The sequence below is a fragment of the Pseudomonas sp. L-22-4S-12 genome (assembly GCF_009799935.1).
Classification (GTDB): Bacteria; Pseudomonadota; Gammaproteobacteria; order Pseudomonadales; family Pseudomonadaceae; genus Aquipseudomonas.
Window position 1 is genome coordinate 311,499 of the sequence record NZ_WELL01000005.1, and the last position, 15,661, is coordinate 327,159.

General features: G+C 65.9%; 15 protein-coding genes. 6 read left to right on the forward strand and 9 right to left on the reverse strand.

Features of this window, described 5'->3' with window-relative positions; genetic code table 11:
• Nucleotides 1-33 precede the first annotated feature (33 nt).
• The 3 genes from F3I16_RS14520 to F3I16_RS14530 all read right to left on the reverse strand — a co-directional run bounded on the left by F3I16_RS14520 (nt 34) and on the right by F3I16_RS14530 (nt 2,101).
• On the reverse strand, nt 34-969 hold the full coding sequence (locus tag F3I16_RS14520) for a glutathione S-transferase family protein (protein WP_160494277.1): 936 nt from the start codon (nt 967-969) through the stop codon (nt 34-36).
• A 78-nt stretch (nt 970-1,047) separates the two neighbouring features.
• Nucleotides 1,048-1,341, reverse strand: coding sequence for a GIY-YIG nuclease family protein (locus F3I16_RS14525; RefSeq protein ID WP_160494278.1), 294 nt, complete (start codon nt 1,339-1,341; stop codon nt 1,048-1,050).
• Nucleotides 1,342-1,630: 289 nt separating this feature from the next.
• Nucleotides 1,631-2,101 (reverse strand): nuclear transport factor 2 family protein, encoded by a 471-nt coding sequence (locus F3I16_RS14530; protein ID WP_160494279.1) that lies wholly within the window; start codon nt 2,099-2,101, stop codon nt 1,631-1,633.
• Nucleotides 2,102-2,219: 118 nt separating this feature from the next.
• On the opposite strand from F3I16_RS14530, the gene F3I16_RS14535 reads away from it, so the two are divergent.
• Entirely contained in the window at nt 2,220-3,185 is a 966-nt protein-coding gene (locus tag F3I16_RS14535; protein ID WP_160494280.1) for a GlxA family transcriptional regulator, read from the forward strand.
• A gap of 204 nt (nt 3,186-3,389) precedes the next feature.
• Here F3I16_RS14535 and F3I16_RS14540 read toward each other — a convergent pair whose 3' ends face one another.
• From F3I16_RS14540 to F3I16_RS14555, 4 genes are all read right to left on the reverse strand, one after another.
• Nucleotides 3,390-4,151 (reverse strand): amino acid ABC transporter ATP-binding protein, encoded by a 762-nt coding sequence (locus F3I16_RS14540; RefSeq protein WP_160494281.1) that lies wholly within the window; start codon nt 4,149-4,151, stop codon nt 3,390-3,392.
• A 9-nt stretch (nt 4,152-4,160) separates the two neighbouring features.
• The gene (locus tag F3I16_RS14545) at nt 4,161-5,258 is read right to left on the reverse strand and encodes an amino acid ABC transporter permease (RefSeq protein WP_160494282.1); all 1,098 of its coding nucleotides are present in this window, start codon (nt 5,256-5,258) and stop codon (nt 4,161-4,163) included.
• A gap of 9 nt (nt 5,259-5,267) precedes the next feature.
• A complete protein-coding gene (locus tag F3I16_RS14550; protein ID WP_160494283.1) occupies nt 5,268-6,452 on the reverse strand; it encodes an amino acid ABC transporter permease in 1,185 nt (394 codons plus the stop codon).
• Nucleotides 6,453-6,546: 94 nt separating this feature from the next.
• Nucleotides 6,547-7,575 carry an amino acid ABC transporter substrate-binding protein gene (locus tag F3I16_RS14555; protein ID WP_160494284.1) on the reverse strand — a complete coding sequence of 343 codons (1,029 nt, stop codon included), beginning with the start codon at nt 7,573-7,575 and terminating at the stop codon, nt 6,547-6,549.
• A 390-nt stretch (nt 7,576-7,965) separates the two neighbouring features.
• Here F3I16_RS14555 and F3I16_RS14560 point away from each other — a divergent pair, with 390 nt between their 5' ends.
• From F3I16_RS14560 to rhlB, 5 genes are all read left to right on the forward strand, one after another.
• A complete protein-coding gene (locus F3I16_RS14560; protein ID WP_160494285.1) occupies nt 7,966-8,625 on the forward strand; it encodes an alpha/beta hydrolase in 660 nt (219 codons plus the stop codon).
• Between the two features lie 22 nt (nt 8,626-8,647).
• A complete protein-coding gene (locus tag F3I16_RS14565; protein ID WP_160494286.1) occupies nt 8,648-10,549 on the forward strand; it encodes an acyl-CoA synthetase in 1,902 nt (633 codons plus the stop codon).
• A 189-nt stretch (nt 10,550-10,738) separates the two neighbouring features.
• Nucleotides 10,739-11,677 (forward strand): GGDEF domain-containing protein, encoded by a 939-nt coding sequence (locus F3I16_RS14570; protein WP_160494287.1) that lies wholly within the window; start codon nt 10,739-10,741, stop codon nt 11,675-11,677.
• Between the two features lie 209 nt (nt 11,678-11,886).
• Complete coding sequence (locus F3I16_RS14575) at nt 11,887-13,047, forward strand: dipeptidase (protein ID WP_160494288.1); 1,161 nt, start codon at nt 11,887-11,889, stop codon at nt 13,045-13,047.
• Nucleotides 13,048-13,139: 92 nt separating this feature from the next.
• Nucleotides 13,140-14,591 (forward strand): ATP-dependent RNA helicase RhlB, encoded by a 1,452-nt coding sequence (gene rhlB / locus F3I16_RS14580; protein ID WP_160494289.1) that lies wholly within the window; start codon nt 13,140-13,142, stop codon nt 14,589-14,591.
• An 84-nt stretch (nt 14,592-14,675) separates the two neighbouring features.
• Here rhlB and F3I16_RS14585 read toward each other — a convergent pair whose 3' ends face one another.
• Nucleotides 14,676-14,987 carry a ribbon-helix-helix domain-containing protein gene (locus F3I16_RS14585; RefSeq protein ID WP_160494290.1) on the reverse strand — a complete coding sequence of 104 codons (312 nt, stop codon included), beginning with the start codon at nt 14,985-14,987 and terminating at the stop codon, nt 14,676-14,678.
• Between the two features lie 17 nt (nt 14,988-15,004).
• Entirely contained in the window at nt 15,005-15,571 is a 567-nt protein-coding gene (locus F3I16_RS14590) for a DJ-1/PfpI family protein (RefSeq protein ID WP_160494291.1), read from the reverse strand.
• Nucleotides 15,572-15,661 lie beyond the last annotated feature (90 nt).

Below are 15,661 nucleotides of genomic sequence, written 5' to 3' on the forward strand. Positions count from 1 at the left end.
CGCACGGCGCACCCTACGGGATTTGCATGGCGCTTAAAGCGCTTCGATACGAAAGCCCAGGCGCGGGAAGTGCACATGCACCACCCCGGCACGCTCGTCCTCGCGGCGCAGGATCAGCTCCTCGACGCCGGCGAACAGCAGCTCGCCCTCGACCGGATCGACCCCGTAATCGGTGGCGGCGATTTTCACCCGCTGCCCGGCCTGCAGGCCATTGGGCTCGACGAAGGGCTCGTCCGGCAGGGCCGCCGGCGTCGCCGCACGGGCAATCTCAATCGCTTCCTCGCCGCTCAGGGCACTGGACGCACCGTGGCCGAAGCCCAGCACGCGGCCGAGCCAGGCGCTGACATTCGGGTAGGCGTCGACCAGCGGCGCCGTCACCGGAGTGGCCTTGAGGAACCACAGGCAGTGGGCCAGGGAAAAGTCGGCAAGCGACGGCTCGCCGAACAGGAAGTCGCCCTCCTCGCGCGCCAGCTGCTGCTCGACACGAGCCATGAGGCCCGGCCAGTTGTGCTTGGCGACTTCCGCCGGCAGACGGGTGGCCGTGCCACCGCTGAACAGCCCGGCACGGTCGGCGATAAAGGCCTTGACCGCTTCCGGCGGCAGCTTGGCGAAGCGCAGAGCAATGGATTCCGGCTGGAACACCAGGCTCACCGCGTGCTGAAAAATAACCGAATCGACCCACTGGGCGAAGCTGGCGACCACGAATTCCTGGCCTTCCGGGAACAGCGCCGGGGTGGCCTTCTCGGCTTCCAGGCGGCGGGCGATCAGCGCGGTGTCGCAGTAGATATCGGCGCCGACCTGCAGCACCGGGGTCTTGCGGTAGCCGCCGGTCAAGGCCAGCAGGTCGGGTTTGGGCATCACCGCGGGAATCATTACCGAGCGCCACGACAGCTGCTTGAAGCCCAGCAACAGGCGGCTCTTTTCGGCGAATGGCGAGGTGGGGTAATGGTGCAGGATCAACTCGTGCATGACGGGCTCCGTGTCGGTGGCAGTGAAGCAGCAGCTTAACCCCGGGGCGGCCGGCAGCCTACCCGCCGGGACTGATAGTCAGCTATCAGTTTTTTCCATAGTAGCCGTCAGCACCAGGCGCTCCTTGGCGACCTTGGCCAGGCTCTTGATCGCCCGTTCGCGGCGCAGGGCCGCGCCCTTGTTCGTACAGGCTTCCACGTAGACCAGCGCCTGCGCCGGGCTGGAGTGGAAGAAACGTGCGCCCTTGCCGCTGCAGTGCTGGGCGAAGCGCCGCTGCGGGTCGTCGCTGATGCCGCAGTACAGCGCGCCGTTCTGTGCGCGCACCAGGTAAATCGACCAGGTCTTGCCGGGCTCGGTCGGGATCTCACTCATTAATACCGTCTCGTTGGGGCCTCGTAGGGTGCGCCGCGCGCACCACAAGCCACCTACAGGCCGTTGGTGCGCACGGCGCACCCTACGCAGAGCAACTTCCGGCGGGCAGCTTACTCGACTCAGAACCTGTTCACGATCTTTTGGACTAGAGCCAGACAAGGCGCTACGCCAGTAACAGCCTCCGGCTGGTCAAAACGGCGAGGAAGCGGAGTTTACGAGCTGTAAATGAGCATTCCGAGCCTGTTTTTAACGCAGTATGGCCGACGGACAAGAGATCGTGAACAGGTTCTCAGCGGGACGCCTGCCAGGCGCGCAACCCGGCCATCGCCTGCTTGCGGATCGCGCCCTGCACCAGCGGAGTCCAGCCCAGCAGCAAGCCCTGGGTGCCGAGCGCCTGACGGGCCCAGCGCCACAGGTCGAAGTGGTCGCGGTGCTCGACGATCTTGCCGTCTGCGAAACGGAAGTTGGCCTGAATAGGGTTGACCACGGTATTGCCGGTCTTGCTGAACAGGTAGGTCGCCACCCAGCGCGCACTGCCCTGCTGGTCATCGGCCTGCACGCTGTCGAAGGTCAGGGAGAAGTTCTGCGCCCGCGCCGCCAGCATGCGCCACATATCGCCGGCATCCTTGCCTTGCAGATCGGTAAAGACCGGGTCTCTGAACTGCACGTCCTCGGCATAGCAGGCGACCATGGCCTCGGCGTCCAGCTGCTGGAAGGCCTGGTAGAAACGGCTGATCAGTTCGGCATTGGGGTGGGCCATGGGTGCTGCTCCGTGATTTCGACTGCACAGAGTATTGCCGCTGATCCGCCAAACGGCGATTGGCGACAACGCCAACTTTGTGTCAATAATCGCCAAACTTCTCAATCGACAGCGATCCATGATTCGCATCGCCTTGTACGTCTGCCCACAGACCGTACTGTCCAGCCTGGGCATGGCCGACGACGCCTTCCGCCTGACCAACCAGCTGGCCGGGGAGCGCCTGTTCGAAGTGATCCGGCTCAGCGCGGACGGCCTGCCGGTCGATATCGGCTGCGCCCAGCTGCGCGTGGCGGGCGATCTGCGCCTGGCCGATGGCGTCGACCTGCTGCTGATCCCCGCCACCGGCAGCGCCATCGAGCGCACCCTGAACGGCAACCCCGAGCTGCTCGCCTGGCTGGCCACGCGCCCGGCCAGCCAGCAGCTGGCCAGCCTGTGCAGCAGTGCCTGTCTGCTGGCAGCATCCGGCGTGCTCGACGGCCGCCGCGCCACCACCCACTGGTCCCTGGCCGGCGCCTTTCGCCAGCGCTTCCCGCGGGTCAACCTGCAGGTCGACGAGCTGTTCACCGAGGATGGCAACCGCTTCTGCTCCGGCGGCGCCCAGGCCGGGATGGACCTGTGCCTGCACCTGATCGCCTGGCACGGCGGCGACTGGCTGGCCGAGCGGGTGGCCGGCGCGCTGGTGTTCGAGCGTGGCCGCGGGCGGCAGTCGCGCTTTGCCCCGCTGCTGCCGGAGCCACTGCTGGAGGACGGGCTGATCGCCCCGCTGCTGCGCTGGCTGCAGCAGCACCACGCCCAGGCCATCGACCTGCAGCGCCTGGCGCAACAGGCCAACTGTTCGACCCGCACCCTGCTGCGCCGCTTCAAGGCCGCCACCGGGCTGACGCCCAACGACTACCTGCAGCGCCTGCGCATCAGCGCCGCGCAGAGTGCCCTGCGCAACCCGGCGCGCTCGCTGGAGCAGGTCGCCGCCCAGGTCGGTTACGCCGACCGTGCCACCTTCGCCAAGCTGTTCAAGCAGCTCTGCGGCGAGACGCCCGGGGCCTTTCGCAAGCGCTTCAACCATCGCCTGGGCAGCGCCCCGTGATGCCCTGCCGGCAGTTCGGATTGACCGCGGATGTAGGTTGGCGTTGAGCGCAGCGAAGCCCAACAGCAACCACGCCGAGGCCTTTTCCTCGCCGCCGGCCTCGCCTGTTGGGCTTCGTCGCTACGCTTCTCAACCCAACCTACGGCCATCAGCGCCAAACAAAAAAGGGAGCCCGCAGGCTCCCTGTTCGTCTTGCCGTGCAACTCAGTGCAGGATCTGGCTGAGGAACAGCTTGGTCCGTTCGTTCTGCGGGTTGCTGAAGAAGCTGTTCGGCTCGCCCTGTTCGACGATTTCGCCCTTGTCCATGAAGATCACCCGGTTCGCCACGGTGCGGGCGAAGCCCATCTCGTGGGTCACGCAGAGCATGGTCATGCCGTCCTCGGCCAGGCTGACCATGGTATCCAGCACTTCCTTGACCATTTCCGGGTCGAGGGCCGAAGTCGGTTCGTCGAACAGCATGATCTTCGGCTTCATGCACAGCGCCCGGGCGATCGCCACGCGCTGCTGCTGGCCGCCGGAGAGCTGGCCGGGAAACTTGTGCGCCTGCTCGGGGATGCGCACGCGCTCGAGAAAGTGCATGGCGATCTCCTCGGCCTGGCGCCTGGGCATCTTGCGTACCCACATCGGCGCCAGGGTGCAGTTCTGCAGCACGGTCAGGTGCGGGAACAGGTTGAAGTGCTGGAACACCATGCCCACTTCGCGGCGCACCGCCTCGATCTGCTTGAGGTCGTGGGTCAGCTCGGTGCCGTCGACCACGATGCGCCCCTGCTGGTGTTCTTCCAGGCGGTTGATGCAGCGGATGGTGGTCGACTTGCCGGAGCCGGACGGGCCGCAGAGGACGATGCGCTCGCCCGGCTGCACGCTGAGGTTGATGTCCTTGAGCACGTGGAACTGGCCGTACCACTTGTTCACGCCCTGCAGCAGGATCATCGGCTCGGCGCTGGGCTGTTTGTTGGCTTCACTCATGATTCACTCCTAACGCTTGTGGCCGGTGTCCAGCTTGCGCTCCAGATGCATGGAGTAGCGGGACATGCCGAAACAGAAAATCCAGAACACCAGGGCGGCGAAGACATAGCCTTCGGTGGCCATACCCAGCCAGACCGGGTCGGTGGTGGCTTGCTTGATGCTGTTGAGCAGGTCGAACAGGCCGATGATGATCACCAGGCTGGTGTCCTTGAACAGCGCGATGAAGGTGTTGACGATGCCGGGGATCACCAGCTTCAGCGCCTGCGGCAGGATCACCAGGCCCATCATCCGCCAGTAGCCCAGGCCCATGGCCGCCGCCGCTTCGTACTGGCCCTTGGGAATGGCCTGCAGGCCGCCGCGCACCACCTCGGCGATATAGGCCGACTGGAACAGGATCACGCCGATCAGCGCGCGCATCAGCTTGTCGAAGTGCATGCCTTCGGGGAGGAACAGCGGCAGCATCACCGAGGACATGAACAGCACGGTGATCAGCGGCACGCCGCGCCAGAACTCGATGAAGGTCACGCAGATCACGCGGATCGCCGGCATGTCCGAGCGCCGCCCGAGGGCCAGCAGGATGCCCAGCGGCAGCGCGCCGCTGATGCCGACGGCAGCGATCACCAGGGTCAGCAGCAGGCCGCCCCACTGGCTGGTCTCCACCGCACCGAGGCCGAGGAAGCCGCCGTGCAGCAGCCAGAAGGCCAGCAGCGGGTAGACCAGCAGGAACAGCGGGCCGTAGATGACCTTGCGCGGCATCATCGGCACGAACAGCGGCGCCGCGCCGATCACCGCCAGCCACAGGGTCAGGTCGACGCGCCAGCGCAGTTCTTCCGGGTAGAAGCCGTACATGAACTGGCTGAAGCGTTCCTTGATGAACACCCAGCAGGCGCCCTCGCTGGTGCAGTCGGTGCGGCTGGTGCCGCTCCAGTCGGCCTCGATGAAGGCCCACTGCAGCAGCGGCGGGATGATCAACCAGACCAGATAGGCGGCCAGCAGGGTCAGCAGGGTGTTGAACCAGTTGGAGAACAGGTTGCTGCGCAACCAGCCGAGCACGCCCACGCTCATCGCGGGCGGCGGCAGGTCGGGCTTGAAGGTATGGGTCTGCATGGCTGCTCCTTACCGCTCGATCAGCGCGATGCGCTTGTTGTACCAGTTCATCAGCATGGAGATGCTGAGACTGATGGCCAGGTACACGCTCATGGTGATGGCAATCGCCTCGATGGCCTGGCCGGTCTGGTTGAGCACCGTGCCGGCGAACAGCGAGACCATGTCCGGATAGCCGATACCGGCGGCCAGCGAGGAGTTCTTCGCCAGGTTGAGGTACTGGCTGGTCAGCGGCGGAATGATCACCCGCAGCGCCTGGGGAATGATCACCTTGCGCAGGGTCACGGTCGGCTGCAGGCCCAGCGAACGCGCCGCCTCGGTCTGCCCGTGGCTGACCGCCTGAATGCCGGAACGCACGTTCTCGGCGATGAAGGCCGCGGTGTAGATGGTCAGCGCCAGGGTCAGCGCCATCAGCTCGGGAATCACCACCCAGCCGCCACGGAAGTTGAAGCCGGTGAGTTGCGGCACCGTCCAGTGGAACGGGTCACCGAACACCAGGATGCTCAGGCCCGGCACCAGCAGCAGGATGGCCAGCGACACGTACACCGTGTGGAACGGCTGCCCGGTCGCCTCGAAGCGCTGACGCGCCCAGCGCGCCAGGACCACCACGGCGAGCACCGCCAACACCAGCGCGACGACAAACGGCCAGTAGCCTTCCGCCATCGACGGTGACGGCATGTTCAGCCCGCGGTTGCTGAGGTAGAAGGTGTCGCCGATGCTCAGGCTCTGCTTCGGCCCCGGCAGCGGCAGCAGCACGGCGAAGTACCAGAAGAAGATCTGCAGCAGCGGCGGGATGTTGCGGAAGGTCTCGATGTAGATGGTCGCCAGCTTGCTGATCAGCCAGTTCGGCGACAGCCGCGCCACGCCGAGGATGAACCCCAGCAGGGTGGCGAAGAAGATGCCGACCACCGAGACCAGCAGGGTGTTGAGCAGGCCGATGACGAATACGCGTCCGTAGGTATCGCTTTCGCTGTAGTCGATCAGGTGCTGGGAGATACCGAAACCGGCACTCTGCTCGAGAAAGCCGAAGCCGGAAATGATCCCGCGTTGCTGCAGGTTGCTCTGGGTGTTGTCGAACAGGTACCAGCCGATCGCCACGACGGCGATGACGGCAAGAATCTGGAAAGCCCAAGCGCGCACCTTCGGATCGGTCCAGGCCGAACCGCGCGGGCGCGAAAGATTGGCAGGATTTTGCATGATGGCCCTCATTGAAACTCCGCCCCTAGACCGCGGGCGGAGATCACGAAATCAGGAGTACCAGCGCCCCCAACCGGGGCGCCGGCACTGTGGGTCAGCGCACCGGCGGTGCGTACTGCATGCCACCCTTGTTCCACAGGGCATTGAGACCGCGCTCGATCTTCAGCTCGCTGCCGGCACCGACGTTGCGCTCGAAGACTTCCGCGTAGTTGCCCACTTGCTTGACGATCTGTACGGCCCAGTCCTTCGGCAGCTTCAGGTCCTTGCCGAAGTCACCCTCGGCACCCAGCAGGCGGGCAACGTCCGGGTTCTTGGTGGTCTTGGCGGTTTCCATGACGTTGGCCGAAGTCACGCCCAGTTCCTCGGCGTTGAGCTGGGCGAACAGGGTCCAGCGCACGATGTCGAACCATTCCTCGTCACCCTGGCGCACGGCCGGGCCGAGCGGCTCCTTGGAGATCACTTCCGGCAGCACCACGTATTCGTCCGGCGCGGCCAGCTTGATGCGCTGGGCATACAGCTGGGACTGGTCGGAGGTGAGTACGTCGCAACGGCCGGACTCCAGCGACTTGGCGCTTTCGTCGGAGGTGTCGTAGGTGATCGGGGTGTACTTCAGGCCATTGGCGCGGAAGTAGTCGGCGAGGTTCAGCTCGGTGGTGGTACCGGCCTGGATGCACACGGTGGCGCCGTCCAGTTCCTTGGCGCTGGAAACGCCGAGCTTCTTGTTCACCAGGAAGCCCTGGCCGTCGTAGTAGGTCACGCCGGTGAAGTTCAGGCCCATGGCCGCATCACGCGAGCTGGTCCAGGTGCTGTTGCGCGAGAGAATGTCCACTTCGCCGGACTGCAGCGCGGTGAAGCGCTCCTTGGCGGTCAGCGGGCTGAATTTCACTTTGGAGGCATCGCCGAATACGGCGGCCGCTACGGCACGGCAGACGTCCACGTCGATACCCAGGTAGTTACCCTTGGCATCGGCATAGGAGAAACCCGGCAAGCCATCGCTGATACCGCACTGCACGAAGCCTTTCTTCTTCACCGCATCCAGGGTGGCGCCGGCCTGCGCGAAACCGCTCACGCCGAGTACCGCAGCCGTGGTCAAAATTGCCAGGGTGGATTTCACCATCTTCATTCAAACCTCCAAGTGTTCTTATTGGATCGGAGTCTCGGTCCTGCCGCCGTACCCTTGTGAGGCACGTTCGATCCCGCCACCATGACGGGGTCGACCGGGGTGCGAACCTGTAGTGAGTCTAGTTGCCGATAACCATCCCGGCGAACTGCCCACTCAGTGCCGTAGGTCATACGGACTTGAGACGCGGTATTTAAGCTGGCGAAGCGGCCAACCGCCGCCCCCCAGACCCGATAGCTACAGCAAGGCGCGTACCACTTTCAGCCCCCAGGCGTGATAAAACCCGGTCAATAGGCAAAGTTTTCACCGTGCGACATCTTCTTAACTAATCCACCTGCTGCGCCCAGATACCGCGCACCCGAATGAAGCAAGCGCACCGCGCCGGAGCCCGCCATGAGCGAACCCCTGATCCTCGAACCTACCCAAACCGCCGATGCCTGCGTCATCTGGTTACACGGCCTGGGCGCCGACCGTTACGATTTCCTGCCGGTGGCCGAGGCCCTGCAGGAGCACCTGCACAGCACCCGCTTCGTCCTGCCGCAGGCGCCGACCCGCGCGGTGACCATCAACGGCGGCTACCTCATGCCCAGCTGGTACGACATCCTGGCCATGAACCCGGCCCGGGCGATCAACCAGGAACAGCTGGAGGCCTCGGCGCAGCACGTGATCGAGCTGATCGAGAAACAGCGCGACAGCGGCATCGACCCGGCGCGGATCTTCCTGGCCGGCTTCTCCCAGGGTGGCGCCGTGGTCTATCACACCGCCTACCTGCGCTGGCAGGGCCCGCTGGGCGGCGTGCTGGCGCTGTCGACCTATGCCCCGACCTTCGCCCATGACTTGCAGCTGGCGGATACAAAACTACAACTGCCGGCGCTGTGTTTGCATGGCAGTTTGGACGACGTGGTCCCAGCGGCTCTGGGCCGGGCCGCCTTCGAGCAACTGCACGCCCGGGGCGTGCCGAGCCAATGGCTGAGCTATGCGATGGGCCACGAGGTACGCCCCGAAGAAATCCGCGATATCGCGATCTGGCTGCGCGAGCAGCTCAGCCACTGAGCCCACTGCACAGGAAATGACCATGAGCGCTGCCCCCATCATCCGTAGCCTGGCCGACATCGAACTGATCGAGCAGACCCCGCTGAGCGAGCGTGACCTGCCAGCCAGCACCTATGAACTGATCCGCCGCAGCGCCATCGCCCATCCCCAGGCCCCGGCCCTGAGCTTCATCCTCCAGGGCCGCGCTGACGAGCAGCCCTACCGCCTCACCTACAGCGAGCTGCTGGGCAAGATCACCCAGACCGCCAACGCCTTTCACCGCCTCGGCCTCGGCGCGGGCAAGGCGGTGTCCTTCCTGCTGCCCAACCTGCCGCAGACCCACTTCACCATCTGGGGCGGCGAGACGGCCGGCATCGTCAATGCGATCAACCCGCTGCTCGAACCCGAGCACATCGCCGAGCTGATCCACGCCGCCGACTCGGAAATCCTGGTGACCCTGGCGCCCTTCCCCGGCACCGACCTGTGGGCCAAGGTCGAGGCCCTGCGCGGCCACCTGCCGGAACTCAAGGCAGTGCTCTGCGTGGACATGGCCAACCTGCTGCCCGAACCGCAGCGCAGTGCCGTCAAGGCCCAGCGCGGGCCGCTGCCGGCCGGCGTGCTGGACTTCGACGAACTGATCGCCAGCTGCCCGGCCGACCACCTGGAAAGCCCCCGGCAGATCCAGCCCGACGACATCGCCAGCTACTTCCACACCGGCGGCACCACCGGCACGCCGAAACTGGCGCCGCACAGCCACCGCAACGAGGTGGCGATGGCCTACAGCATGGCCTTCGTCACCCGCTTCGGCCCCGGCGACGTGGCGCTGTGCGGGCTGCCGCTGTTCCATGTCAACGGCGTCATCGTCACCGGCCTGACCGCCTTCATCAGCGGCGCCGAAGTGCTGCTGGCCACCCCGCAGGGCTATCGCAACCCAGCCCTGATGCAGGACTTCTGGAGCATCATCGAACGCCACAAGGTCAGCTTCTTCAGCGGCGTGCCGACCATCTATGCCGGCCTGCTGCAGGTACCCAGCGCGGGCCGCGACCTGTCCAGCCTGCGCTACGCCCTGTGCGGCGCAGCGCCGATGCCGGTGGAACTGATTCGCCAGTTCGAGGCCAAGACCGGCCTGACCCTGCTCGAAGGCTACGGCCTCACCGAAGGCACCTGCGGCAGCTGCGCCAACCCCATCGGAGGCGAACGCCGGCCCGGTTCCATCGGCCTGCGCATGCCCTACTGCGAGGTGGCGATCAAGGTGCTCGACGAGCAGGGCAACTACCTGCGCGACGCCGCGCAGAACGAGATCGGCAACCTGTGCATCCGCGGCGCCACCGTGTTCAAGGGCTACCTGCAGGCCAGCAAGAACGCCGGCATCTGGGTCGACGGCGACTGGTTCAACACCGGCGACCTCGGCCGCCTGGACGCCGACGGCTACGTCTGGCTGACCGGGCGCAGCAAGGACCTGATCATCCGCGGCGGGCACAACATCGACCCGCAGATGATCGAGGAAGCCCTGCACAAGCACCCGGCCGTGGCCCTGGCCGCGGCGGTCGGCAAGCCGGATGCCAAGGCCGGCGAGCTGCCGGTGGTGTACATCCAGCTCAAACCGGGGCAGACGGTGAGCGAGACCGAACTGCTCGAGCATGCCGCCGCCAATATCCCGGAGCGCGCGGCGGTGCCCAAGGACGTATGGATCATCGATACCATTCCACTCACCCCGGTCGGCAAGACCTTCAAGCCGGCCCTGCGCTTCGATGCCATTCGTCGGGTCTACCAGGCCGCCCTCGCCGACCTGGACGGCAGCCTGCGGGTCGAAGTGCTCAGCGATGAGCGCCTCGGCCAACTCGCCCATATCCACGGCGCCGGGCTCGATGCCGCGCGGCAAGCGGCCATCGCCGGGCGCCTGTCTGGCTTTGCCGTGCGCTACCAGTTGCACGACGAGGCCTGATCGGGCCGCAAGCCGCGGGCCTGACGCCCGCACCCATGCTGTACAACCGCTGGTCGCCAACTCGGCCCGGCGGGATTGTGTCTGGCGCGGCGCAGTCATATGTTCGACGCTGGTGTTCGTATTAACGATAGGAAGCGTTGGCGATGCCCAGACCGATTTCCGCAGTGCTTGGACGTTAGCAGGCCGGTTATGAAGACCGCGCGCTGGCAGCCCGACCTGCTGCAACTCCGACATGTGCGACTGTTCCAGAACGTCGCCGCCAGCGGCCTCGAACAGCTGCTGCGGGATTTCCGCGCCTGCGAGCTGGAGGCCGGCGAGATCCTGCTGTCGCCATTCAACCGCAACCAGTACCTGTACCTGCTGCTCGAAGGCGAGCTGAAGGTCTACCTCGGCTCCCTCGACAACCAGGCGGTAAGCACCCTGAGCGCCGGGGAATGCGCCGGCGAAATCAGCTTCATCGACAACGACCACCCCTCCGCCTATGTGGTGGCCACGGTGCCGTCCCTGGCCCTGCGCCTGCACCGCGAGGCGCTGGTCGGCCTGTTCCAGCACTCGCCGCAACTGATGCAGAACCTGCTGGAGCTGCTCTGCGAACGGGTGCGCCAGGGCAACCGGATCATCCTCGACAGCGAGCAGAACGCCAACATCGACACCCTCACCGGCTGCTTCAACCGGCGCTGGTTGGAGCATGTCTACGAGCGCGAGAGCACCCGCTGCGCCTTCAACGGCCAGCCCATGTGCATGCTCATGCTCGATGTCGACCACTTCAAGGCCTACAACGACCAGCACGGCCACCTGGCCGGCGACTATGCGCTGTGCCTGGTGGCCCACACCCTGCGCAACCAGCTGCGGCCGAAGGACAGCATGGTCCGCTACGGCGGCGAGGAATTCGTCATCCTGCTGCCGGAAATCGACATGGAAGAGGCCCGCAGCATCGGCGAGCGCCTGCGTCAGAGCCTGCAACAGATCGACTCCTTCTATTCACCGGTCGGCATCCTGCCCGGCGTCACCGCATCCATCGGCCTGGCCTCGATGCGGCCGAAGGACAGCCTGGAAAGCCTGATCGCGCGAGCCGACAGCGCGCTGTACCAGGCCAAGCTGCAGGGCCGCAACTGCCTCTGCGGCTGAAAAGTGCGCTGGCAACGGCTGCGCCAGGCCGATGCGGCGGCGCGTGGTGCTCGCCTCCCCATGATCCAATGTTCACTGCGGCGTCTGCGCTCCAGGCTTCCCGCCTCGACCAGGCTCGCTCGCCGCCATTCGCAGCGTTAACCCGCTCGAAGTCCTCACACGCTCTGTTAGAGTTCGCCGCATAACAATAACGCCCGGATGGCCCCTCCATGCGCAAGCTCCCCCTCGCCCTGCTCGCCCTCGCCGCAATCGCTGGCGGCGTATTCTTCAGCCTGCCCAGCCTGCTCGACCGCCAGATGAACAGCGTGGCCACGCCCGCGCCCTACCCGGCCAGCGAACCGGCCACCCGGCTGCACCAGACCCTGTTCGTCGCCGACCTGCACGACGACGCCCTGCTCTGGCAGCGCGATATCCTGGAACGCCACAGCTATGGCCATTCCGACCTGCCGCGCCTGCTCGAAGGGCACGTCGGCCTGCAGGTATTCGCCACCGTGACCAAGACCCCGCGCGGCCTCAACTACCAGAGCAACGGCAGCGACAGCGACAACATCACCCTGCTGGCCATGGCCCAGCGCTGGCCGCGGGCGACCTGGGGCAGCCTGCTCGAACGCGCCCTCTACCAGGGCCAGAAGCTGCAGCAGGCGGCCGCCGACAGCCAGGGCCGGCTGCTGCTGATCCGCAGCCGCGGCGACCTGCAGGCCTTCCTCGAAACCTGGAAGCAAGACCCGCAGCACCTGGCCGCCCTGCTCGCCACCGAAGGCCTGCACCCGTTGGAAGGCAAGCTGGAGAACGTCGACCGCCTGTATGACGCCGGCTTTCGCATCGCCGGCCTGACCCACTTCTTCGACAACGAGGTCGGCGGCTCGGCCCATGGCCTGGAGAAAGGCGGCCTGACCCCGCTCGGTCGCCAGGTGATCGCCCGCCTGGAGCGCAAAGGCATGCTGGTCGACCTGGCCCACGCCTCCAAGCCGCTGATCGACGACGTGCTGGCCATCGCCCAGCGCCCGGTACTGGTCTCCCACACCGGGGTTGCCGGCACCTGCAAGGGCCCGCGCAACCTGAGCGACGAGCACCTGCAGCGCATCGCCGCCAACGGCGGGCTGATCGGCATCGGCTACTGGGATGCCGCCGTCTGCGAAACCTCGGTCGGCGCCATCGTCCGCGCCATCCGCTATACCGCCGACAAGGTCGGGGTCGAGCACGTGGCCCTGGGCTCGGACTTCGACGGCACGGTGCATACCCCGTTCGATACCACCGGCCTGGCGCAGATCACCGAAGGCCTGCTGCGTGCCGGCTTCAGCCAGGCCGACATCGCCAAGATCATGGGCGGCAACGTGCAGCGCCTGCTGCTGGCGACCCTGCCGGAATAACCCGCCCTCCCCGCCTGGAAGCCCCCGCGGCACTTCGCCACGGGGGCTTCTTGCTTTACACTGGCCCCCGTTCACTCCTTAACCAATACGAGATGGCCGTGCTCAAAGCACTCAAGAAAATCTTCAGCAAGGGCGAAGCCGAGCAGCCCGTGCGCAGCACCTCTCCCAGCTCACCCGCTTCATCCCTCGCGCCGCAGGGCGAAACACGCCAGCAGCCGACGCCAGCGGCCCCCGCCGCCAGCGCGCCGGCAGCCGGCCCTGCCGCTGCGGACACTCAGAAACCACGCCCCAGCAAGCCGCGCCGCGAGCGCCAGGCCAAGCCGGTGGACACCTGGAAACTGGAAGACTTCGCGGTTGAACCGCAGGAAGGCAAGACCCGTTTCCACGACTTCCGCCTGGCCCCGGAGTTGATGCACGCGATCCACGATCTCGGCTTCCCCTACTGCACGCCGATCCAGGCCCAGGTCCTCGGCCACACCCTCAAGGGCAAGGACGCCATCGGCCGCGCCCAGACCGGCACCGGCAAGACCGCCGCGTTCCTGGTCTCGACCATCACCCAGCTGTTGCAGACGCCGCCGCCGAAAGAGCGCTACATGGGCGAGCCGCGTGCGCTGATCATCGCGCCGACCCGCGAGCTGGTGGTGCAGATCGCCAAGGACGCCGCCGACCTGACCAAGTACACCGGCCTCAACGTCATGCAGTTCGTCGGCGGCATGGACTTCGACAAGCAGCTCAAGCAGCTGGAATCGCGCTTCTGCGACATCCTGGTGGCCACCCCCGGCCGCCTGCTGGACTTCAACCAGCGCGGCGAAGTGCATCTGGACATGGTCGAGGTGATGGTCCTCGACGAAGCCGACCGCATGCTCGACATGGGCTTCATCCCGCAGGTGCGGCAGATCATCCGCCAGACCCCGATGAAGGGCGAACGCCAGACCCTGCTGTTCTCCGCCACCTTCACCGAGGACGTGATGAACCTGGCCCGGCAGTGGACGGTCGACCCGGCCATCGTCGAGATCGAGCCGGAGAACGTCGCCAGCGACACCGTCGAACAGCATGTCTACGCCGTGTCGAGCAAGGACAAGTACCGCCTGCTGTACAACCTGGTGACCCAGAACAACTGGGAACGGGTGATGGTCTTCGCTAACCGCCGCGACGAAGTGCGGCGCATCGAAGAGAAGCTGATCCGCGATGGCGTCAGCGCCGCGCAGATGTCCGGCGACGTGCCGCAGCACAAGCGGATCAAGACCCTGGAAGGCTTCCGTGAAGGCAAGATCCGCGTGATGGTCGCCACCGACGTGGCCGGCCGCGGCATCCACGTCGACGGCATCAGCCACGTGATCAACTTCACCCTGCCGGAAGTTCCGGACGACTATGTGCACCGCATCGGCCGTACCGGCCGGGCCGGCGCCAGTGGCGTCTCGATCAGCTTCGCCAGCGAAGACGACGCCTACGCCCTGCCGCCGATCGAGGAGCTGCTGGGTCGCAAGATCAACTGCGAGATGCCGCCGGACGAGCTGCTCAAGCCGGTGCCGCACAAGCACTGATCATGCAGCAAGCAAAAGGCCGGCGATTGCCGGCCTTTTGCTGTGTGGGGCTGTTGCTCTGTGAAGCTCAGACAGTCGAGCAGCCTAGAGCGAACCCTTGCCCACCAGGTTCAACACCGGCGCCGCCACGCCCTGTGGCTTCTGCGCCAGGTAACGGGTGCAGCTGACGCGCAGGAAGGAGGCGAAATTGACCACCTCGCCACGGTATTCCATGACCTCGTCGTACAGCTTGCTGATCAGCTGGTTGGTGCTCATGCCGTCGACCTCGGCAATCTCGCGCAGCAGCTCCCAGAACTGGTTTTCCAGGCGCAGGGTGGTGACCACCCCGCGAATGCGCAGGGAGCGCGAGCGCGACTCGTAGAGGATCGGATCGGCCTTCACATAGAGTTCGCACATCGCGTTATCCCCTCTTATCAACCAAGAACCTTGAGAAACGCCGCCAGCCAGGCCGGATGGGCCGGCCAGGCGGGAGCGGTGACCAGGTTGCCGTCGACATGCACGGCATCCACCGGCAGCTCAACGTATTCGCCACCGGCCAGGCGCACTTCCGGCGCGCAGGCCGGGTAGGCGCTGCACGAACGGCCCTTGAGCACGCCCGCGGCAGCCAGCAGCTGGGCGCCGTGACAGACGGCGGCAATCGGCTTTTGGGCGGCGTCGAAGGCCTGCACCAGGGCGATCACCTGCGGATTCAGGCGCAGGTACTCGGGCGCGCGGCCACCGGGGATCACCAGGGCATGGTAATCCTCAGCACGCACCTGGTCGAAGGCGAAGTTGAGGGCGAAGTTGTGCCCCGGCTTTTCACTGTAGGTCTGGTCGCCCTCGAAGTCATGGATGGCGGTACGCACGCTGTCGCCGGCCTGCTTGCCTGGGCACACCGCATGCACGGTATGGCCGACCATCTGCAGGGCCTGGAACGGCACCATGGTTTCGTAGTCTTCGACGTAATCGCCGACCAGCATAAGGATGTTCTTGGCTGTCATGGCAGGGCCTCCGCTTCGGTTGAGTTGACCCTTGCAGTCTGCGCCTCGGTCGGGCAAAACGGGTAACAGCGGGTTACTACAGGCGAAGCA